This window comes from Actinoallomurus rhizosphaericola (assembly GCF_024055675.1).
GTDB lineage: Bacteria > Actinomycetota > Actinomycetes > Streptosporangiales > Streptosporangiaceae > Actinoallomurus > Actinoallomurus soli.
On sequence record NZ_JAMXMW010000032.1, the window covers coordinates 44,768 to 63,849 of the forward strand.

The following is a 19,082-nucleotide window of genomic DNA, read 5'->3' on the forward strand; positions in this document are numbered from 1 at the left end:
CGGTTACCGAACTCCGAATGTCGTTCGACACGCCGAACGACTCGCGGAAGGGGCCCGATCGAATGTTCCAGCGGAAGCGGGACGGAGCGGCCGCGCCGGCCGACGGCGCCTCCTGGACCTACGGCTACACCAACGGCGCGCGCAGCCTGTGGGCACCGGACCTGTCGTACCACAACGGCCGGTACTCCATGTACTACGCCGCCTCCACCTTCGGCTCGAACCACTCGGCGATCTTCCTGGCCACCAGTCCCAGCGGCGACCCCGGGACCTGGACCAACCGGGGCCTGGTCGTCTCCTCCCAGTCCTCGGACGACTACAACGCCATCGACCCGAACCTCACGGTCGACGCGCAGGGCCGCTGGTGGCTGGCCTTCGGGTCCTTCTGGTCGGGCATCAAGCTCGTCGCGATCAACCCGTCCACCGGCCTGCGGTCCGACAACGCCATCGTCTCCATCGCCGGACGCGGCGGCGGCCCGATCGAGGCGCCGTTCATCTTCCGCCACGGCGCCTACTACTACCTGTGCGTGTCGTTCGACTACTGCTGCCGCGGCGCGTCCAGCACCTACCGGATCATGGTGGGCCGCTCCACGAGCGTCACCGGCCCGTACTACGACCGTAACGGCGTCGCGATGACCTCTGGCGGTGGCACGGAGATCCTCGCCGGTCACGGGAGCATCCACGGACCCGGCGGCGAAGGCGTGTTCACCGACACCGACCACGACATCCTCGATTACCACTACTACGCCGACGACGGCACTCCCCTCCTGGGCATCAACTGGCTGGGCTACGACTCCGCAGGCTGGCCCTACGCCTTCTGATCCGCACCACGCACCGCCCGGTCGTCCGATACCGGCCGAGCACCTGCAGTGATCAGCGGCGGCGAAGTCACCCGGATGCGGCATCTCGTCGTGCTGGTCCCAGGCCGTCGCACGTTCGCAGGAGAACGTTCCGCCGCAGGTCAGGAGCCGGTGACGCGGATGAGGCCCTCCTGGACGACCGAGACGACGAGCTCGCCGTCCTGGGTGAAGACCTGGCCGCGGGCGAGGCCGCGGGCGCCGGAGGCGTTCGGGGTGTCCTGGGCGTACAGCAGCCACTCGTCGGCGCGGAACGGGCGGTGGAACCACATCGCGTGGTCGAGGCTGGCGCCCATGGTCTTGCGGTCGCCCCAGGCGAGTCCGTGGTTGAGCAGGACGGTGTCCAGCAGGGTCATGTCCGAGGCGTACGTCATCAGGCAGACGTGCAGCAGCGGGTCGTCGGGCAGCTCCCCGGCCACGCGCAGCCAGACCAGCGACTCCGGGCCGACCAGCTCCGGATCGCGGGCGGCCTCCCAGGTCAGCGGCGTGACGTGCCGCAGGTCGATCGGCCGGTTGCGCATGAACTCGTTGTCCAGCTTGCCGAACAGCTTCTCCATCCGCTCCTGCCACGTCGGCAGCTCCTCCGGCACCGGCACCTCGGGCATCGGCGCCTGGTGCGACGGGCCGTCCTCGGCGATCTGGAACGACGCCGACAGGGTGAAGATGACCTTGCCGTGCTGGATGGCGGAGACCCGGCGCGTGGTGAACGACCGGCCGTCGCGGACCCGGTCGACGGTGTAGACGAGCGGCACGCTCGGGTCGCCGGGGCGGATGAAGTACGCGTGCAGCGAGTGCACCCGGCGGTCCTCGGGGACGGTTCGGCCCGCGGCGACCAGCGCCTGACCGGCGACCTGCCCGCCGAACACCCGCTGCTGGCGCTCCTCCGGGCTGCGCCCCCGGAAGATGTCGGACTCGATCTGCTCCAGGTCGAGCAGCTCGAGCAGCTCCTTCAGCGCGGCGTTCATTCGCGTACTTCTCCTCAGGCTTACGGTGTCTCGCCCCGGCACAGTGCGAGCACCGCCGAACCGTACCGTTCCAGCTTGACGGCGCCGACACCGGGGATCGCGGCCAGCTCCGCCTCCGAGGCGGGGGCGCGCTCGGCGATGGCCTGCAGGGTGGCGTCGGTGAAGACGACGTAGGCGGGGACCTTCTGCTCCTTGGACGCCGCCACGCGCCACTCCTTCATCCGGGCCAGCAGGTCCTCATCGTAGTCGGCCGGGCAGCTCTCGCAGCGGCCGAGCTTGCGCTCGATCGCGGCGGTCAGCGGCCGTCCGCAGACCCGGCACGGCTGCGGTCCGGTGGGGACGGCCCGGCGCTTGGACCGGTCGACGCGGGGCGGTCCCGAGCTCTGCGGGGCGAGGCCGTCGAGGAACCGCGACCGGCGGCGGCCCTTGCGCCCGCCCGGAGACCGGGCGAGCGCCCAGGACAGGGCCAGGTGCTCGCGCGCCCGTGTCACGCCGACGTACAGCAGCCGGCGCTCCTCCTCGATCTGCTCCGGGCTCTTCTCCGCGTAGATGATCGGCAGCGTGCCCTCGACCAGGCCGGCGAGGAACACCGCGTCCCACTCCAGGCCCTTCGCGGTGTGCAGCGTGGCGAGCGTCACGCCCTCCAGCGCGGGGGCGTGCTGGGCGTTCGCGCGCTCCTCCAGTTCGGCGACGAAGTCGCGCAGGCCCGCGCCCGGTCGGTCGGCGGCGACGTCCTCGGCGAGCTGGGCCAGGGCGGCCAGGGACTCCCAGCGCTCCCGTGCGGCGCCGCGCCCCTCCGGCGGCCGGTCGGTGAGCCCGGCCGAGGCCAGGACGTCGCGCACGGCCCGTACGAGCGGCTCGCCGTCGTCGGCGGACCGGGCGGCGCCGCGCAGGAGCACGACCGCCTGGCGCACCTCCGCGCGCTCGAAGAACCGCTCCGCGCCCTTCAGGACGTACGGCACGCCCGCGTCGGCGAACGCCTGCTCGTACGGCTCCGACTGCGCGTTGATGCGGAACAGCACCGCGATCTCGCGGGCCGGCACGCCGTCCTCGATCAGCGCCCGCGCCCGCTTGGCGACGGCCTCGGCCTCGGCGACCTCGTCGTCGTACTCGTGGAAGGTCGGCTCGGGGCCGGCGGGCCGCTGCGCGACGAGTTCGAGGCGGTGGTTGCGCGCCTCGCCCCGCGCCTGCGCCAGCACGCCGTTGGCCAGGTGCACGACCTGCGGCGTCGACCGGTAGTCGCGGACCAGCTTGACGACCTTCGCGTCCGGGTGCTCGACCGTGAAGCGGAGGAGGTACGCGGGGCTGGCGCCGGTGAAGGAGTAGATCGTCTGGTTCGGATCCCCGACCACGCAGATCTCCTCGCGCCCGCCGAGCCAGGCGTCGAGCAGGAGCTTCTGCAGCGGGTTGACGTCCTGGAACTCGTCGACGACGAAGTAGCGGTACTGGTCGCGGACCTGGTTCGCGACCTCCTGATGCTCGGTGAGCATCGCGGCGGTCAGCTCCAGCATGCCCTCGAAGTCCAGCAGGTTCCGATCGCGGCGGAGCTCCTCGTACGCCGCGTAGAGCCGGGCGAGGTCGGACGTGTCGGCGGGAGGGGTGCGCCCGGCCTTGGCGGCCGACGCCGGGTAGTCCTCCGGGCGGGTCTGGGTGACCTTGGCCCACTCGATCTCGGCGGCGGTGTCGCGCAGCTCCGTACGGCCGAGGGACAGGCGGCAGACCCGCGCCGCCTCCGCGACCAGGCCCAGCTTCGACTCGATGAGCGTCGGAGGCTCCCCGCCGATCACCTTCGGCCAGAAGTAGGCGAGCTGCTTGAGCGCCGCCGAGTGGAACGTGCGGGCCTGCACGCCGGGCGCGCCGAGCTGCCGCAGCCGCCCGCGCAGCTCCCCTGCGGCCCGGGTCGTGAACGTCACGGCCAGCACCCGCTGCGGGGCGACGACGCCCGTCAGCACGGCGTACGCGATCCGGTGCGTGATCGCGCGGGTCTTGCCCGTGCCCGCGCCGGCCAGCACGCACACCGGCCCACGGGTCGCCTCGGCGACCGCGCGCTGGTCCGGGTCGAGCCCGGCGAGGATCTGCTCGGCCTCCATACGCCCCTCCGTTCACTCCTCTCTCATCCTCCCAGGGCCGCTCGCCCGCCGCCGCCCGAGTGCCGGGGAGCGGGGGAATGCCCGCCGATGATCGGGTGTTGGCACAGTCGACTTCGAGCGCCCCGCCCAAGACGAAGGAGAGCCATGACCGCGCCCGTGACGGGTGAGCTGACCATGTACACCACGAGCTGGTGCGGCTTCTGCCGCCGGCTCAAGACCCAGCTGGCCCGCGAGGGCATCCACATGGTCGAGGTGGACATCGAGCGCGACCCTGCGGCCGCCGAGTTCGTCGAGAGCGTCAACGGCGGCAACCAGACCGTACCCACCGTCGTGTTCCCCGATGGTACGGCCGTCACCAACCCGTCCGCGAAGGAGGTCAAGGCGCGCCTCGCCGCGCTCTGACCCGGGCGTTTCCCGCGCCGCCGGCCCAACGGTCCCCCGTCAGGCCCGGCGGCGCTCGCCGTTCCGGGCGGGGCGGCGGTCAGCGGGTGGAGGACAGGCCGGTGATGACGACCTTTCCGACGGGGCGGTCCTCGACCAGGTGGCGCAGCGCCTCCCCCACCGCCTCCAGCGGATAGATCGAGTCGATCACCGGGCTGATCCGGCCCGCCGTGAGCAGGCCGGTGATCTCCGCCCAGGCCGCCCTCGACTCCGCGGTCGACGCGGCGTGCAGCGAGAAGCCGCGGAGAGTCGTGCGGCGTTCGATGACCTCGTGCAGCGGCAGGCAGGTGCTGCGGCCGCCCGAGCAGCCGACCAGGATGAGGCGGCCGCCCACCGCCATGGCCGCCGCGATCTGCGCGGTCACCGCCCCGCCGACGCCGTCGACGGCCAGGTCGACACCGGCCGGGAAGCCGTCGCCGAGCGTGTCCGGCAGCCGGTCGCGTTCGAGGTCGACGACCTCGATGTCACGGGCCCAGGGCGCGGCCCGGATGGCCTCCGCCTTCGCCGTGGTCCCCACGCCGCCCGCGACGGCGGCCGCGCCGAGGGCGCGCGCCAGCTGGACGGTCGCGTTGCCCACGCTCCCGCCGATGCCCGGGGCGAACACGCACTCACCGGGCCGGAAGGCGCCCAGGCGCAGGGCGAGCAGGCCGGTGAGGTAGGCGATCGGGACGGCCGCCGCGACCTCGTCGGACACGCTGACCGGGATCTCGGCGAGGTTCCGGGCGGGGACGACGGCGAACTCGGCCATCGTCCCGTCGGCGGTGACGCCGCCGGAACCGGCGAAGAACATCACCCGTGTGCCGGCCCGCCAGTACGCGGCGGGGTCGGCGACGACCAGGCCGGCGCCCTCACCGCCCAGCGTCAGGGGGAGCAGCCCCGCCCGCGACGGGCCGCTCGTCGCCACGGCGTGGTCCAGCGGTGTCACGCCCGCGGCCGTGATCTGCACCAGTACCTCGCCCGGAGCGGGGACCGGGACCTCGACCTGCTCGATCCGCACATCCGTCGTGTGCGCGGTGATCGGATAAGCGCGCGCCGCCTTCACGTGTTCGTCCCCCCGGGAATCCCCCATACCCGGATCGGGAGGACGGCACGCCCGTGCCGGTGCCCGGCGCGCAACTGTGGGCACCGGCACGGGAGACCATGGGTCAGCTCGGCAGCGTCCACCTCTGGTTGTCACTGCCGGCGCAGTCCCAGATCTGCAGCCGGGTGCCGTTGGCCGAGCTCGGGCCGGTGGCGTCGAGGCAGCGCCCGGAGTTCGGGTTGACCAGGGAACCGTTCGCGCCCTGCTGCCACGTCTGCGCGCCGGTGCCGTTGCAGTCGTACAGCTGCACCTGCGTGCCGTTGGCCGTGCCGGCCGCGGTCACGTCCATGCACTTGCCGAGCGCCCGCAGCGTCCCATCCGAGCCGACGGTCCACTGCTGCGCCGCCGTGCCGTTGCAGTCGTACAGCTGGACGGCCGTGCCGTTCGCGCTGTTCGCCCCGGCCACGTCCACGCACTTGCCGCCGTAGCCGGTGATCTGGCCGGTACGCCCGCCGGAGGAGCCGGAGGTCGTGACGTGCACGTAGTCGACGACGAGCTGCGCCGGGAAGGGCGTGCTGCCGTCGGGGTCGCCGGGCCAGTACCCGCCGACCGCGAGGTTGAGGATGATGTAGAAGGGGTGGTCGAAGACCCAGCGGTTGCCGTTCAGGTCGGCCGGGGTGCGGGTCTCGTAGACGTGCCCGTCGACGGACCACTGGATCGAGTTCGGCGCCCAGTCCACCGCGAAGGTGTGGAAGTCGTCGTAGAAGTTCGCCCCGCCCGGCAGGGTGTAGCCCGCGCCGATGCCGGCCGAGCCGGAGTAGCCCGGCCCGTGGATGGTGCCGTGGACGGTGCCGGGTTCGAAGCCGACGTTCTCCATGATGTCGATCTCGCCGCTGTTCGGCCAGCCGACGCTGCCGATGTCGTTGCCGAGCATCCAGAAGGCGGGCCACATGCCCTGACCGCGCGGGATCTTCATCCGGGTCTCGAAGTGGCCGTACGCCTGGGTGAAGGTCTGCGCCGTGGACAGGCGGGCGGAGGTGTACTGGCAGGTCCCGTACCAGCAGGTGTAGTTGCCCGGGTTGTCCTTGCGGGCGGTGATCACCAGGTGGCCCTGGCCGTCGAGCGCGGCGTTGTGCGTGCCGCTCGTGTAGTACTCGCGCTCGTGGTTGTTGACGTTGTCGCCGGTCTCCGGATGCCACTTGCTCGCGTCGACGGCCGCGCCGGCGGGCCCGTCGAAGTCGTCGGTGAAGGTGGCCGTGGCGGCCGCCGCGGCGGGGAGCATCGTGGCGTGGGTGCCGTTGCCGGCGACCACGGTGGCGGCGCCGCCGAGACCGGCGAGCGCGAGGGCCGCCAGGAACAACCGGCCCGTCCTACGTCGGCGGGGTGACGTGGACATTCTTCTCCTCTCGGGTTGGGGACATCAGAGGTCAGCTGGGAAGGGTCCACTGCTGGTTGGCGGCGCCGGTGCAGTCCCAGATCTGCAGCCGGGTGCCGTTGGCCGAGCTCGGGCCCGTGGCGTCGAGGCAGCGGCCCGAGGCCGGGTTGACGAGGGACGACCCCGATCCACGGGTCCACTGCTGGGCGCCGGTGCCGTTGCAGTCGTACAGCTGGACCTGGGTACCGTTCGCGGTGCCGGCGGAGGTGAGGTCCATGCACTTGCCGAGGGCGCGGATCGTTCCGTCCGCTCCGACCGTCCACTGCTGCGCCGCCGTGCCGTTGCAGTCGTAGAGCTGGACGGCCGTGCCGTTCGCGCTGTTCGCCCCGGCCACGTCGACGCACTTGCCGCCGTACCCGGAGATCTGGCCGGTGGCGCCGCCGCCGCTCTGGGTGCCGTTCCAGGTGAAGGTCGCGGTGGTGTGGGCGGGCAGCGAGTAGACGAACGACTGGGCGCCCCAGACGACCTTCACGGACTGGGCGCTGCCGCTGTCGTTGTAGGCGATGAGCGCCTTGGAACCGTCCGGGTTCTGCCAGGCGACGTTCGGCACGGCGGTGTTCGCGGTCGAGGCGATGCGGTACGCGCCGGGCCGTACGAACTTGGTGAGGTGGCCCAGGTCGTAGTACTCGATCGTGTAGTCGACCTGGCCGCTGCGGGAGTCGCCGTTGTGCACGGTGACCAGGCCGGTGCAGGTGCCGCAGCCGCCGTTGTGCGGGCCCATGTTCTGGTCCACGGCGAGGGACCACTTGACGACGCTCTTTCCCCAGTTGCGGGTGTAGTCGACGATGTTGTGCATGTCCTCCTTCTGCTGGTCGCCGATCCACGTGCCGCCGGAGTGCTCGGTGTCGTAGGCGTCCACGGCGGGGTACTTGGCGTGCACGATGCTCTGTTCGGTCACGTCGCCGCCGTAGCCGTGCCAGGCGATCCCGCCGAAGAGCGAGTCGTTCCGGATGGTGGCGTCGTCGACGGTGGGGGCGCCGTAGCCGTCGTAGGTGTCCCAGTTCCAGTCGAGGGCGAGCACCTTGGTGGTGAGGCCCGCCGCGTGCAGGGCGGGCAGCAGGTTCGTCTTGGTGAAGTAGTCCAGGCCCGAGCCGTTCCAGCTCATCGACGGGTAGCCGTTGCAGCAGGTGGGCTCGTTCTGCGCGGTGACGAGGTCGACGTGCACGCCCTGGGCCTCGTACGCCTGGAGGTACTTCACGAAGTACTGGGCGTACGCGCCGTAGTACTGGGCCTGCAGCCAGCCGGGGTTGTTGAAATCGCCGTTGTCCTTCATCCAGGCGGGCGCGCTCCACGGGGTGCCCATGACCGTGAGCGCCGGGTTGAGCTGCCTGGCCTGCTTGGTGAGGGGCACGACGTCGGCCAGGTCGTGCGCGATGGAGAAGTGCGCGAGGCCCGGGTCGGTCTGACCGGCCGGCATGTCGTCGAACGAGTAGCTGTAGCGGGCCAGGTCGGACGCGCCCATCGGGTTGCGCAGGAAGCTCAGCCCGATCCCGGCGGACGGGTCGAACAGCTTCTGCATGACCTGGGTACGGGTGGCGGAGCTGAGCGCGCCGCTGCTGTTCAGCAGCCATGCGGCGGTGTCGGTGAACGACGCGCCGGCGCCGGTGAACCTCTGGTACCTCGTGTTCTCGTCGACGGTGATGGTCTGGGCGGCACTGCCGCCGCTGCCGAAGGTGATCGGCGTCTGCTGCTGCAGGCCGCGGGTGACGTGGCGGCCTCCGGAGTCGTCCGTGGTGGTCAGCCAGATGTTCACGGACTCCCCGGCGGCGCGGGCGGGGGCGGGGCCGGCCAGGAGGGCGGCGAGGGTGATGAGCGCGCAGAGGGCTGTCGTGAGGGACCGTGGCGGGCGCGCGGGGTCGACGCGGTGGAGCACGGTGCTCTCCTTGGGTCCGGAGCGGAGTACGGCTGCCTCCCCGAAGGCACCTGACAGGAAAGCTTCCTGTCAGTTAACTGGGACAATAATCTTCTTAAAACAAGGTGTCAATGAAGTGGTAAGCCCTGGACAACGGGGTGAGGATGCCGGTTGATCCGTTATACCGGCCGCCTGGGCCGCGCCCCCTTATGAGCGTCTTAAGCGCTCCCTAACGCCGCCTGAGGTCGTGCGGTCCCGGCTCCCGTGCCGCTCAATCGCTCGGTGGAGCGGCGTCCCCCGCCTCCAACGCTCCCGGCCGACGGCTCGCGTCCCGAGGCACGGCCGCAGCCTCCAGCAGCGGGACGCTGAGCTCAACGAAAGTGCCGTGGCCGACGGTGCTCTCGATGCTCGCGACGCCGCCTACCTCGCGCAACCGGGTCTGCATCGACTGGCGCAGTCCCAGCCCCTGTCGCGCGGTCGCCGTGTCGAAGCCGCAGCCGTGATCGAGCACGGACAGCGTCAGCCGGTCCGCGGTCACATTGACGCGCATCAACGCGGACCCGGCCCCGGAGTGCTTGGCGACGTTGTTCAACGCCTCCCCGGCCGCCTCCACCAGGGCGCGCACCGCGTCATCGCCAAGGCGCGTTCGCGCGTCACCGAAGTCGCGCAGCCGGGTGCCGTTGAACTCCACCTGCAGCCCCATCAGCGCCTTGTCCCGGATCAGCCGCTGGAGCCCGACCGCGAGATCGTCCGGTTCGCCGGGCCCGAAGCCTTCGACCAGGCTCCGCAACCAGGCCGCCTCGGCACGGATGTGGGCCCGAAAACCGGAATCGGCGATCCAATCTCCGCGGGCCAGTGTCTCCAGAGTCTGCAGCACGTGGTCGTGCAGCATCCGGGCGTGCCGCAACCGCTCCTGCTCCGCGGCGAGAGTGGCCGCCCGTGCCACCGCCTGCGCCCCCACCTCATCGAGACGGACGCCCGCGCGCCGGAGATAGGCGGCGACCGCCCAGGCGACCACGGTGTTCGCGAAATAGGCCCCGGTGTTCGGAACCGCGTTCCACCCGGGGTCATGGTGCAGGCCGACCGCGGCCGCGACATAGGTGACGGCCAAGACGACGGTGAGCCCTAAGACCTGGTCGAGCCGTCTGCAGGCGAGGCCGATCCCGACGGCGCCGACCATGCTGAACGGGTACATGAAGTAGACCCACGTATGCCCATAGGCCGAGGCGGTCAGCGCGGCTCCCACGATCAGGCCCGCCGCGTTGAACACGGTGTCAGCGGCGATCATCCAGGGGACGAGGCGGCGGCGGCGCAGCATGACCGCGGCGAGGACGGCGCTCTCCAGTGACACCGCCGCCACCAGGCCGAGGACCCCGGCCGGATGACGGTACCGGGGCATGTCGAGAGCGAGCGCGACGGCGAGTTGCACGAGACCGAACAGGCGGTACAGCATCGCTGCGCGGACGAGGACCCGTTCGGCCTGCGTCGCGCCGGATCCGTGGGCGCCGAGCTCGCCGCGGTCCACGGCCGGCCCTCGGGTCATACCGGGCCGCTGGGCCGCCGTCGCTCCAGCGCGGCGCGGGTCAGCTCCGCCTTGTTGCCGACCTGCAGCTTCGTTCGTACCCGCTCGATGTACGTGTCCACGGTCGCCTTGCTCACCCCCATACGCGTGGCCACCTGCGCGTGAGTGAAGCCGTTGGCGATCAGCCCCAGCGCCTCCTCCTCCCTGGCCGACAGCTGGGGCGGCCCGGACGGGGAGGGGCCGGGGGCGGACGGCCGGGCGAGTTCCCCGTGCAGGATGTCCGCGAGTCGCGGCGAGAGGGCGAACCCCCCTGCCGCGACGGTCTCGACGGCGGCGACGAACACCTCGGGGCCGGACTGCTTCGTCACGTATCCCGCGGCGCCCGCGCGCACCGCCCCCACGACGTCCGCCGGGCTGCCCGACGCCGACATCACCAGCACCCTGGTCTGCCGGGAGAGCTCCGCCACCGCGTCGAGGCACGGCATTCCGCCGTCGTGGTAGAGGTCCAGCACGACCACATCGGGCCGTCCCTCCTCGCCGTGGCCGCTCAGCGCGCCGGACAGCTCCCCCGCCGAGGCACAAGAGGCCACGACGCCGATGCGCCCGCTCTCGACGAGGATCTGGCTGACACCCCGTCGAGCGATGGGGTGATCGTCGATGACGGCCACCTTGATCATCCCGGGCTCCAACGGCTGCACGGCGCGCTCCTACCGGCCTCTCAGTGTCGTGTGTCGAACTCTGTTTGGGAAGGCCCCGTCAGAAAGGAGGTCGGTCGAAAGCACCACAACGGTGCAGGGCATTCACGCTTTTCCCGAGTCCGGCGATTACCCGTCATGACAGAGACCGCCCCGCAGAAGCAGGGTGTGGGCATGACCAACACAGGAAGTGGTAAGCCCCGGCTGCGGCAACGTCTCGCCGCTTGCTGGGTGGCGGTCTGCATGGCGGCCGCCGGTCTGGTGGGGTTCGGCGCGACCGCGGCCCATGCCTACGGCACCGGAATGGCGTGTGTCTTCATCCAGCCGCAGGGCGCGAAGTTCGCCGGCCTGAACTTTGGCCACATTGCGTGGGGGTACCAGACGGGGACATCCACGTGGGCTTACGGGTCGACCGAGAATCCCAACGGGAAGACTGAGATCGACGCTCCGGGCTACAACGGCGCGTGGACGGCGTCGGGGAGCTGGGGCCAGATGCTCAGCGCCTTCACCCTGCAGTCGCGCTATCCCTCCCACTCGGTGAACTCGCAGAGCAACTCCCCTCATCCCAGCGCCCCCTACACGAAGTACAAGTGCGAGTCCGTGGCGAATACGAACGTCACGAAGGCCAACGCGGCGGCCAAGGCGAACATCACGGCCGGATACAAGATCGCAACGAACGACTGCCTGACCGCCGTCATCCGGGTACTCCAGGAATTCAACGCGCAGAACCTGCCGTCCCGGCTTTCGTACCCGAGCCCGAACACCTGGTACGACGCCCTGGATTCGAACCACTGGAACTACGTGACCGGGCAACTCGGCGAGACCTGGAACAACTACAACTCGGGCATGTACCTGGACATCACCGGCCCCAGCACGAACAACGGCAGCAAGGTCCATCAGTGGACCTGGACCGGCGCCGACAACCAGTGGTGGTTCCGGTACGACTCGAACTACGGCAACGTCTTCACCCGGTACGGCTCGAACAAGTGCATGGGGGTCTCCGGATCCAGCCGCAGCGCCGGAGCACCGGTGGTGGAGTGGGACTGCAACGGCAGCTCGGACCAGCAATGGATCTACATCCCCACCGGCGGCTACGCGAACGGGTGGCCCCTGTACAACATCATCAACCTCAACTCCCAGCAGTGCCTCGGCGTCACCGGTGGAAGCAAGGCGCTCGGCGCGCAGGTCGTCCAGTGGCCGTGCAACGGCCACCCGGACCAGGAGTGGTACTGATCGGTGACGGCCGCGCCCATGGCGAGCGCGTCCAGGCGATGACGGACCCGGCGTAGCGATCAGCGGTCCCGTACACGGGGGTCGTGCGAAGAGCCCGGGCTGGTCGACTCCAGCCCGGGCCCTTCGGCGCGTCGCGCGACTACCAGGCTCGCTTGACGCACCACTTCCATGGCGGTACCACCGAGACCATGTACGCCGAGGAACGACAGCAGGAGATCCTCCGTCGCACCCGCGAGGCCGGCCGGGTCGACGTCATGACGCTCGCGGAGGACTTCGGCGTCACGATGGAGACGATCCGCCGGGACCTCACCGTCCTCGAACGCGCCGGCGCGCTGCGCCGCGTGCACGGCGGCGCGATCCCCGTCGAGCGCCTGGGCTTCGAACCCGCGCTCGCGGCCCGCGACACGGTGATGACCGCCGAGAAGGAGCGCATCGCCAAGGCCGCCCTCGCCGAGCTGCCGGCGGACGGATCGATCATCATCGACGCGGGCTCGACGACGGGGCGCCTCGTCCAGGTGCTGCCGAGCGACCGGGAGCTGACCGTCATCACCAACTCCCCTCCCCTGGCGACCGTCCTCGCGACCCGGTCCAACCTCAGCGTGATCATGCTGGGCGGCCGGGTCCGCGGGCGCACCCTCGCCACGGTCGACGACTGGGCGATGCGGCCGCTCGACCGGCTCCGCGTCGACGTGGCGTTCATGGGGACGAACGGCTGCTCCGTCGAGGCCGGGCTGACCACGCCGGACGCGGCCGAGGCCGCGATGAAGGAGTCGATGATGAAGGCCGCGCGGCGCACGGTCGTCCTCGTCGACCACACGAAGGTCGGGAACGACTACCTCGCACGCTTCGCCGCGCTGTCCCAGGTCAGCGTCCTGATCACGGACACCGGCCTGGACGCCGGACTCGCCGCGGACCTCGCCGCGGAAGGCCCCGAGGTCGTCCGCGTCTGACGCCGGGTCGCGCGCGTCTGACGCGAGGAATGCCCCCGCCGTCGGCGGGGGCATTCCTCTTGTTCCGTTAGAACACGGCTGGTTCCGTCAGAGCACGGCGGCGCGGGCCTCGGCGGCGTCGGCGGCGTCGAGCGCGCACCGGGCCAGTTCCTCGCACTCGGCGCGGTCGCACGCGGCCAGGCGGGCGCGTACGGCCGGAACGCAGCGTGCGCTCATCGACAGCTTCGTCACCCCCAGGCCCACGAGCACGGGCGCGAGGGCCGGGTCCGCGGCGGCCTCGCCGCACACGCCCACGGAGCGGCCACTGCGCCGGCCCGCGTCCGCGCAGGCCGCGATGAGCTGCAGCAGCGCCGGTTGCCACGGATCGAGCAGGTCGGCCAGGGCGCCCGACTGCCGGTCGGCGGCGAGGGTGTACTGGCTGAGGTCGTTCGTCCCGATGCTGAGGAAGTCCGCGACCTGGAGCAGACGCTCGGCCCGCAGCGCGGCGGCCGGCACCTCGACCATGACACCCGCCGTGCGCAGGCCGAACGCCCGTGCCCGGTCGACGAACGCGGCCGCCTCCACGGGCGTCGCGACCATGGGCGCCATGACCCAGACGTCCGCGGTCGCCTTCTCCGCGGCCCGCGCGACGGCCTCCAGCTGGGTGTCGAGGATGTCGGGCCGGTCACGGGAGATCCGCAGGCCGCGCACGCCGAGCGCGGGGTTCGGCTCCTCGGGGAGGCCGAGGAACGGCAGCGGCTTGTCGGCGCCGGCGTCCAGCGTCCGTACGACGACCGTGCCCTCGGGGAACAGCGCGAACGCCTCGGCGTACGCGGCGACCTGCTCCTCCAGACCCGGCGCGTCCTTGCGGTCGAGGAAGAGGAACTCGGTGCGGAACAGTCCCACCCCGGCGACCCCGTCCAGGTCCGCTCCCCGCAGGTCGGCCGCGGACCCGATGTTGACCATGAGGTCGACGGGGTGCCCGTCGGCCGTACGGCCGGGACCGCGCCCGGCGGCGAGCCGGCTCCGCTCCTCGGCGGCCCGCGCGCGCACGTCGGCCGCCTCGTCGTCGCCGACGCCCGTACGGACCTGACCGCTCGTGCCGTCCACGGCCACGACCGTGCCGTCCGTGACGTCGAGGATCCCGGCGCAGCCGACGACGGCGGGCAGGCCGAGCGCCCGCGCGAGGATCGCGGTGTGGCTGGTCGGCCCGCCGCGCTCGGTGACCAGGGCCAGGACGGTGCCCGTGTCGAGGCCGACCGTGTCGGCGGGCGCGAGGTCGTCCGCGACCAGGACGAACGGGTGCCCGGGTGACGGCAGGCCCGGCATGGGCCGGCCGAGCGCCGCGGCGATCGCCCGGTGCGCGATGTCGTCGAGGTCGGCCGCGCGTTCGCCGAGGTACCCGCCGAGGGACGCGAGCAGCTCGCGGTGCCGGTCGAACGTGGCGCGCAGGGCGTGCGCGGCGTCCTCCCCGGCGCGTACGCGCTCGGCGACCCCCTCCCGCAGGGTCGGATCGGCGGCGATCATCGCCTGCGCGGACAGGATGTCCCGCGCCTCCCCCTCGGCCGCCTCGGAACGGGCCCGCAGGTCGGCCTCGGTGGCCTCCAGGGCCCGTACGGCGTCGGCGAGCTCGCTTTCGGTGTCGGCGACGGGGCGGGGGGCCGGCAGGTCCGGCGGGGCCGCCATCCGGGCCACCGGCCCGGCGGCGAGACCGGGACCGACCCCGATGCCCCGGAGAGCCCGCGCCGGGGCGTCGAGGTCAGGCATCCGCCGGTTCCTCGGCGTCCAGGTCGCGGGCGAGCAGGGCGGCGAGGGCGTCGAGGGCCGCGTCGGCCCCCGGCCCGTCGGCCTCCAGGGTGACCTCGGTGCCGTGCCCGACGCCGAGGGACAGCACCGACAGCATGCTGGCGGCCGGCACGGCCGGGCCGTCGCCGACGCGGATGCGCACGGGCGTCTCCTGGTCTGCGGCGACCTTGACGAACAGGGCCGCGGGCCTCGCGTGCAGGCCGGTGCGCGCGGCGACGGCCACGGTACGTGTGGGCATGTGCACTCCCTCGTCAGGGCTCGATGGTGACCTTGATCGCGATACCGCGGGACACGATGTCGATGCCCTCGAGGACGTCGGCCAGCGGCAGGTGGTGGGTGATCAGATCGGCGACGGGCACCGCGCCCGAGGCGATGAGATCGAGGGCGCGGGCGTTGTGGGCCGGGCTGGACCCGTTCGCGCCCACGATCGTCAGCTCCCGGTAGTGCACGAGGTTGGAGTCGCAGGCGATGACCGGGTTGTCCTTGGGCAGCCCGCCGAAGAAGCTGATCCGGCCCTGGCGCGCGGCCATCTGCAGCGCCTGCTCCTGCGCGGCCCCGGAGGCGGCGGCGGTGATGACGACGTCCGCACCCCGGCCGTTCGTCAGCTTCAGCACCTGGTCCACGACGTCCGCGCCGGTGAGCGCGGCGTCGGGGTTCACGCGCTCGGCCGACATGGCCAGCCGCTCGGCGTTGAGGTCGACGAGGAAGACCCGCGCAGCACCGCGCGAGCGGGCCAGCCGGACGTGCAGGCAGCCGATCGGCCCGGCGCCCATGACCACGACGTCGTCGCCCTCGCCGACGCGGGCGAGCTCCTGGCCGTTGAGCACGCACGCAAGCGGCTCGGCCACCGACGCCTCGGCGAAGCCGACGCCGTCGGGGATGCGGTTCAGGCCGTCGACGGCGAGCACCTTGGCGGGCACGATCGTGTACTCGGCGAACCCGCCGTCGTAGTGGTAGCCCATCGACTCCTGGTTCGGGCAGACCGTGCGGTGGCCCCGGCGGCACTCCTCGCACTGCCCGCACGGGATCGCGGCGATCACCTGCACCCGGTCGCCCGGGGCCCAGCCGGTCACGCCCTCGCCGAGCTCGGCGACCTCACCGGCGATCTCGTGGCCCATGACGCGGGGCGGCCGGATGTGGTGGTGGCCGTGCTTGAAGATCTTGACGTCCGTGCCGCAGGTCGAGCAGTTGCGCACCCGGATCTTGACCTCACCCGGTCCGGGGGACGGCTCGGGCGCCTCTTCGAGGCGGATGTCCCCGGGCGCGTGGAAACGGGCGACCTTCACTGAGTGACCTCCTCTGTGTCCGGCTGCAGCAGCCGGATCACTTCATCGACATCGGTGCTCTCCCGGAGGGCGCGGGCCTTGTCCGGGTCGAGCAGGATCTGGGCGAGCTCCGACAGCAGCCGCACGTGCCCGTCGCCCTTGGCCGCGATGCCGACGCACAGGACGACGTGGTTGCCGTCCCAGTCGACACCGCCGGGGAAGCGCAGGACGCACAGCGCGTCGTGGCGTACGGCGTCCTTGCCGGCGAGCGTGCCGTGCGGGATGGCGACGCCCTCGCCGACGTAGGTCGAGATCGAGCGCTCGCGTTCGACCATGGCCTCGACGTACGTCGCGTCGACGGCGCCGACGTCGAGCAGCGTCCGCCCGCACTGGCGGATCGCGTCGTCGCGGTCGGCCGCCGTCGCGTCGAGGCGTACGGCCGCGCGATCGAGCAGGTCAGGCACTGATCTCGCTCCCGTCCTTGATCGCCTTCACGAGGCGCGTCACGGCCGGGTCGCCGATGAACACCTGGAACGTGACGATCGGCTTGTCCGGCGCGCCGGCCTTCGCCCGCGCGCCGAGCCCGGCGTGGCAGACGACGACGTCGGCGTCGGCGGGGATCGAGTTGACCGGGGTGTGCTCCACCGTGACCGCGTTCTTCTTCAGCTCCTTGCGGAGCTGGCTGGCGAGCATGACGCTGCTGCCCATGCCCGCGTCGCAGGCCACGACCAGCTTCTTGACGTCCTTGCCGTTCATTCGCGTCACGCTCCCTGGGGTTCGGGGTGAGTGGTGGGCTGCGCCGTCTCCTGCGGCACCTCGTCCATGATCGCGGCCTCCGTCTCCGCCTCCGCCTTGGCCTCCTTCTCGGCGAACCGGCCGAAGCCGAGGAGCAGAGAGCCGACGGCGAACGACACTCCCGCGGCGACCAGCACGCCCGCGAAGACGCCGAACCAGCTGCCCTTCGGGGTCTCCGCCGCGTACGCGAAGATGCTGCCCGGCGACGGCGTGGCGACCAGGCCCGCGCCGGTGACCATGAACGTCCCGATGCCCGCGGCGCCGCCCGCGATGGAGGCGAGGATCATCCGCGGCTTCATCAGGATGTACGGGAAGTAGATCTCGTGGATTCCGCCGAGGAACTGGATGATGATCGCGGCGGGCACGCTGGGCCGCAGCGTCTTCGGGCCGAACAGCAGGTAGGCGACGAGCACGCCCAGGCCGGGGCCGGGGTTGGACTCCAGCATGAACAGGATCGACTTGCCGTGCCGGGCCGCCTCCGCGACGCCGAGCGGGCCGAGGACGCCGTGGTTGACGGCGTTGTTGAGGAACAGCACCTTCGCCGGTTCGATCAGCACGGACGCGAGTGGCAGCAGGTGGTGGTGGATCAGCCACGTGACGCCGTGGCCGGCCGCGGTCGTGACGTTCCGTACGACGGGGGCGACGCCCCAGACCCCGAACAGGGCCGCGGCACCGCCGATGATCCCGGCGGTGAAGTTGTCCACCAGCATCTCGAAGCCGGCCCTGGTCCGCTCGGCGGTGAACTCGTCGACCTTCTTCAGGACGTACGCCGCGAGCGGGCCGAGGATCATCGCGCCGAGGAACATCGGGATCTTGGCGCCGACGACGACGCCGACGGTCGCGACCGCGCCCACCACGGCGCCGCGCTGGCCGTGCACCATACGCCCGCCGGTGTAGCCGATGAGCACCGGGAGCAGCAGTGTGATGATCGGGTCGACGAGGGCCGCGAACTGCTTGTCGGGCAGCCAGCCGGTCGGGATGAACAGCGCGGTGATCAGGCCCCAGGCGATGAAGGCCCCGATGTTCGGCATCACCATGCCGGCCAGGTATCCGCCCAGGCGCTGGATCTGGGCCTTGACGCCGGTCCCGGTGACGGTGGGGGTGTACGCAGTGGCCATGAAGGGCTCCTAGTGATCTGCGTGACGTGAATCAGGCGATGAGCGACCGGCCGAGGTCCGGACGCGTGTGGATGCGGACGATGTCGCGCCGGATGTCCTCCGGGCGCGGCATCCGGCTGGCGGGCAGAGAGACCGCGGCGGCCCCCCATGCCAGCCCTTCGGCGAGTGCCGGAGCCCCCCGTGCCCCGGCCGCCAGGAACCCGGCGAGCAGCGCGTCGCCCGCGCCCACGGTGCTCCGCGGCACGGCGACCGGCGCCTCGCCGATCGTGACTCCCTCCTCTTCCACCAGTACGGCGCCGTCCGCGCCGAGACTCGCGAGCACGGTCCCGGCGCCGCGGTCCCGCAGCTCCTCCGCCGCCTCGATGACGTCGCCGACGCTGTCGACGGGACGGCCGACCGCCTCGGCCAGCTCCTCGCGGTTGGGCTTGACCAGGCACGGCCCCGCCTCGACGGCTTCCAGGAGCGCCGGACCGCTCGTGTCCACGGCGACCCGGACACCGGAGGCGGTGAAGAACTCGCACAGCCGGGCGTAGATGCCGGTCGGCACGCCCGGCGGCACACTGCCGCAGGTCACGACCCAGCTGGCGCCCTCGATCTCGGCGAGGACCCGGTCGGCGACGGCGTCGAGCTCCTCGCGAGACAGGGGTTCGCCCGGCTCGTTGAGCTTGGTCACCATGCCGTCGGGTTCGACGATCGTGACGTTCGAACGGGTCCGGCCCGTGACCGGTACGGCGCCCAGCGGGATCCCGTCCGCCTCCAGCAGGTGGACGAGCTGGTCGCCGTCCGCCCCGCCGACGGTCACCACCGCGACCGACGGCACCTGGTTGGCCAGCAGCGCGCGGGAGACGTTCACCCCCTTGCCGCCCGGGTCGAGCCGCACGGAGGTGGCACGGATCACCGCGCCCTGGACGAGACGGTCGACCTCGATCGTGCGGTCCAGGCTCGGGTTGAGCGTCAGCGTGACGATCACGTGTTGGTTCACCGCCGTTTCGTCTGTGTTTCCATTTGTTTACGCCCACCTACGTGGGGCCGTCAAGAGGTAAGCGGGAATAAGGACAGAC

The 19,082-nt window shown here is 71.7% G+C and carries 18 protein-coding genes; 4 read left to right on the forward strand and 14 right to left on the reverse strand.

Features of this window, described 5'->3' with window-relative positions; all coding sequences use genetic code 11:
• Window positions 1–62 precede the first annotated feature (62 nt).
• On the forward strand, window positions 63–818 hold the full coding sequence (locus NE234_RS41940; RefSeq protein WP_252786739.1) for an arabinan endo-1,5-alpha-L-arabinosidase: 756 nt from the start codon (window positions 63–65) through the stop codon (window positions 816–818).
• 140 nt (window positions 819–958) lie between these two features.
• Here the strand turns inward: NE234_RS41940 and tesB are convergent, their stop codons facing one another.
• Window positions 959–1,819, reverse strand: a complete 861-nt coding sequence (gene tesB, locus NE234_RS41945; protein ID WP_252786740.1) for an acyl-CoA thioesterase II — start codon at window positions 1,817–1,819, stop codon at window positions 959–961.
• Window positions 1,820–1,839: 20 nt separating this feature from the next.
• Complete coding sequence (locus tag NE234_RS41950) at window positions 1,840–3,909, reverse strand: ATP-dependent DNA helicase UvrD2 (RefSeq protein WP_252786741.1); 2,070 nt, start codon at window positions 3,907–3,909, stop codon at window positions 1,840–1,842.
• Window positions 3,910–4,053: 144 nt separating this feature from the next.
• On the opposite strand from NE234_RS41950, the gene NE234_RS41955 reads away from it, so the two are divergent.
• Window positions 4,054–4,311, forward strand: a complete 258-nt coding sequence (locus NE234_RS41955; protein ID WP_252786742.1) for a mycoredoxin — start codon at window positions 4,054–4,056, stop codon at window positions 4,309–4,311.
• Window positions 4,312–4,390: 79 nt separating this feature from the next.
• Here NE234_RS41955 and NE234_RS41960 read toward each other — a convergent pair whose 3' ends face one another.
• The 5 genes from NE234_RS41960 to NE234_RS41980 form a co-directional block, all read right to left on the reverse strand.
• On the reverse strand, window positions 4,391–5,419 hold the full coding sequence (locus tag NE234_RS41960) for a quinone oxidoreductase family protein (protein ID WP_252786743.1): 1,029 nt from the start codon (window positions 5,417–5,419) through the stop codon (window positions 4,391–4,393).
• A 76-nt stretch (window positions 5,420–5,495) separates the two neighbouring features.
• Window positions 5,496–6,767 (reverse strand): ricin-type beta-trefoil lectin domain protein, encoded by a 1,272-nt coding sequence (locus NE234_RS41965; RefSeq protein WP_252786744.1) that lies wholly within the window; start codon window positions 6,765–6,767, stop codon window positions 5,496–5,498.
• A 31-nt stretch (window positions 6,768–6,798) separates the two neighbouring features.
• Window positions 6,799–8,679, reverse strand: a complete 1,881-nt coding sequence (locus NE234_RS41970; protein WP_252786745.1) for an RICIN domain-containing protein — start codon at window positions 8,677–8,679, stop codon at window positions 6,799–6,801.
• A gap of 250 nt (window positions 8,680–8,929) precedes the next feature.
• Window positions 8,930–10,183 carry a sensor histidine kinase gene (locus tag NE234_RS41975; protein WP_252786746.1) on the reverse strand — a complete coding sequence of 418 codons (1,254 nt, stop codon included), beginning with the start codon at window positions 10,181–10,183 and terminating at the stop codon, window positions 8,930–8,932.
• Window positions 10,184–10,197: 14 nt separating this feature from the next.
• Window positions 10,198–10,878 carry a response regulator gene (locus tag NE234_RS41980; protein WP_252786747.1) on the reverse strand — a complete coding sequence of 227 codons (681 nt, stop codon included), beginning with the start codon at window positions 10,876–10,878 and terminating at the stop codon, window positions 10,198–10,200.
• Between the two features lie 171 nt (window positions 10,879–11,049).
• Between NE234_RS41980 and NE234_RS41985 the strand changes: the two genes are divergently transcribed.
• A complete protein-coding gene (locus NE234_RS41985) occupies window positions 11,050–12,108 on the forward strand; it encodes an RICIN domain-containing protein (RefSeq protein ID WP_252786748.1) in 1,059 nt (352 codons plus the stop codon).
• A 188-nt stretch (window positions 12,109–12,296) separates the two neighbouring features.
• A complete protein-coding gene (locus NE234_RS41990) occupies window positions 12,297–13,058 on the forward strand; it encodes a DeoR/GlpR family DNA-binding transcription regulator (RefSeq protein ID WP_252786771.1) in 762 nt (253 codons plus the stop codon).
• A gap of 87 nt (window positions 13,059–13,145) precedes the next feature.
• On the opposite strand, the gene ptsP is transcribed toward NE234_RS41990, so the two are convergent.
• The 7 genes from ptsP to pfkB are packed head-to-tail and all read right to left on the reverse strand — an operon-like array spanning window position 13,146 to window position 19,003.
• Window positions 13,146–14,804, reverse strand: coding sequence for a phosphoenolpyruvate--protein phosphotransferase (gene ptsP / locus NE234_RS41995; protein WP_252786749.1), 1,659 nt, complete (start codon window positions 14,802–14,804; stop codon window positions 13,146–13,148).
• Complete coding sequence (locus NE234_RS42000) at window positions 14,797–15,081, reverse strand: HPr family phosphocarrier protein (RefSeq protein ID WP_252786750.1); 285 nt, start codon at window positions 15,079–15,081, stop codon at window positions 14,797–14,799. The genes ptsP and NE234_RS42000 overlap by 8 nt, the downstream gene beginning before the upstream one ends.
• A gap of 13 nt (window positions 15,082–15,094) precedes the next feature.
• On the reverse strand, window positions 15,095–16,129 hold the full coding sequence (locus NE234_RS45715) for a zinc-dependent dehydrogenase (RefSeq protein WP_252786751.1): 1,035 nt from the start codon (window positions 16,127–16,129) through the stop codon (window positions 15,095–15,097).
• Window positions 16,126–16,572, reverse strand: coding sequence for a PTS sugar transporter subunit IIA (locus NE234_RS42010; RefSeq protein WP_252786752.1), 447 nt, complete (start codon window positions 16,570–16,572; stop codon window positions 16,126–16,128). The genes NE234_RS45715 and NE234_RS42010 overlap by 4 nt, the downstream gene beginning before the upstream one ends.
• Window positions 16,565–16,864 carry a PTS lactose transporter subunit IIB gene (locus NE234_RS42015; RefSeq protein ID WP_256530246.1) on the reverse strand — a complete coding sequence of 100 codons (300 nt, stop codon included), beginning with the start codon at window positions 16,862–16,864 and terminating at the stop codon, window positions 16,565–16,567. The genes NE234_RS42010 and NE234_RS42015 overlap by 8 nt, the downstream gene beginning before the upstream one ends.
• 5 nt (window positions 16,865–16,869) lie before the next feature.
• Complete coding sequence (mtlA, locus tag NE234_RS42020) at window positions 16,870–18,021, reverse strand: PTS mannitol transporter subunit IICB (RefSeq protein ID WP_252786754.1); 1,152 nt, start codon at window positions 18,019–18,021, stop codon at window positions 16,870–16,872.
• A 31-nt stretch (window positions 18,022–18,052) separates the two neighbouring features.
• Window positions 18,053–19,003, reverse strand: coding sequence for a 1-phosphofructokinase (pfkB, locus tag NE234_RS42025; RefSeq protein WP_252786755.1), 951 nt, complete (start codon window positions 19,001–19,003; stop codon window positions 18,053–18,055).
• Between the last annotated feature and the right edge of the window lie 79 nt (window positions 19,004–19,082).

Excerpts from the sequence above, each read along its gene's own strand:
- NE234_RS41940 (WP_252786739.1), top strand. The coding sequence starts at position 63 with ATGTTCCAGCGGAAGCGGGACGGAGCGGCCGCGCCGGCCGACGGCGCC.
- tesB (WP_252786740.1), bottom strand. The coding sequence starts at position 1,819 with ATGAACGCCGCGCTGAAGGAGCTGCTCGAGCTGCTCGACCTGGAGCAG.
- NE234_RS41950 (WP_252786741.1), bottom strand. The coding sequence starts at position 3,909 with ATGGAGGCCGAGCAGATCCTCGCCGGGCTCGACCCGGACCAGCGCGCG.
- NE234_RS41955 (WP_252786742.1), top strand. The coding sequence starts at position 4,054 with ATGACCGCGCCCGTGACGGGTGAGCTGACCATGTACACCACGAGCTGG.
- NE234_RS41960 (WP_252786743.1), bottom strand. The coding sequence starts at position 5,419 with ATGGGGGATTCCCGGGGGGACGAACACGTGAAGGCGGCGCGCGCTTAT.
- NE234_RS41965 (WP_252786744.1), bottom strand. The coding sequence starts at position 6,767 with ATGTCCACGTCACCCCGCCGACGTAGGACGGGCCGGTTGTTCCTGGCG.
- NE234_RS41985 (WP_252786748.1), top strand. The coding sequence starts at position 11,050 with ATGACCAACACAGGAAGTGGTAAGCCCCGGCTGCGGCAACGTCTCGCC.
- NE234_RS41990 (WP_252786771.1), top strand. The coding sequence starts at position 12,297 with ATGTACGCCGAGGAACGACAGCAGGAGATCCTCCGTCGCACCCGCGAG.
- ptsP (WP_252786749.1), bottom strand. The coding sequence starts at position 14,804 with ATGCCTGACCTCGACGCCCCGGCGCGGGCTCTCCGGGGCATCGGGGTC.
- NE234_RS42000 (WP_252786750.1), bottom strand. The coding sequence starts at position 15,081 with ATGCCCACACGTACCGTGGCCGTCGCCGCGCGCACCGGCCTGCACGCG.
- NE234_RS42015 (WP_256530246.1), bottom strand. The coding sequence starts at position 16,864 with ATGAACGGCAAGGACGTCAAGAAGCTGGTCGTGGCCTGCGACGCGGGC.
- mtlA (WP_252786754.1), bottom strand. The coding sequence starts at position 18,021 with ATGGCCACTGCGTACACCCCCACCGTCACCGGGACCGGCGTCAAGGCC.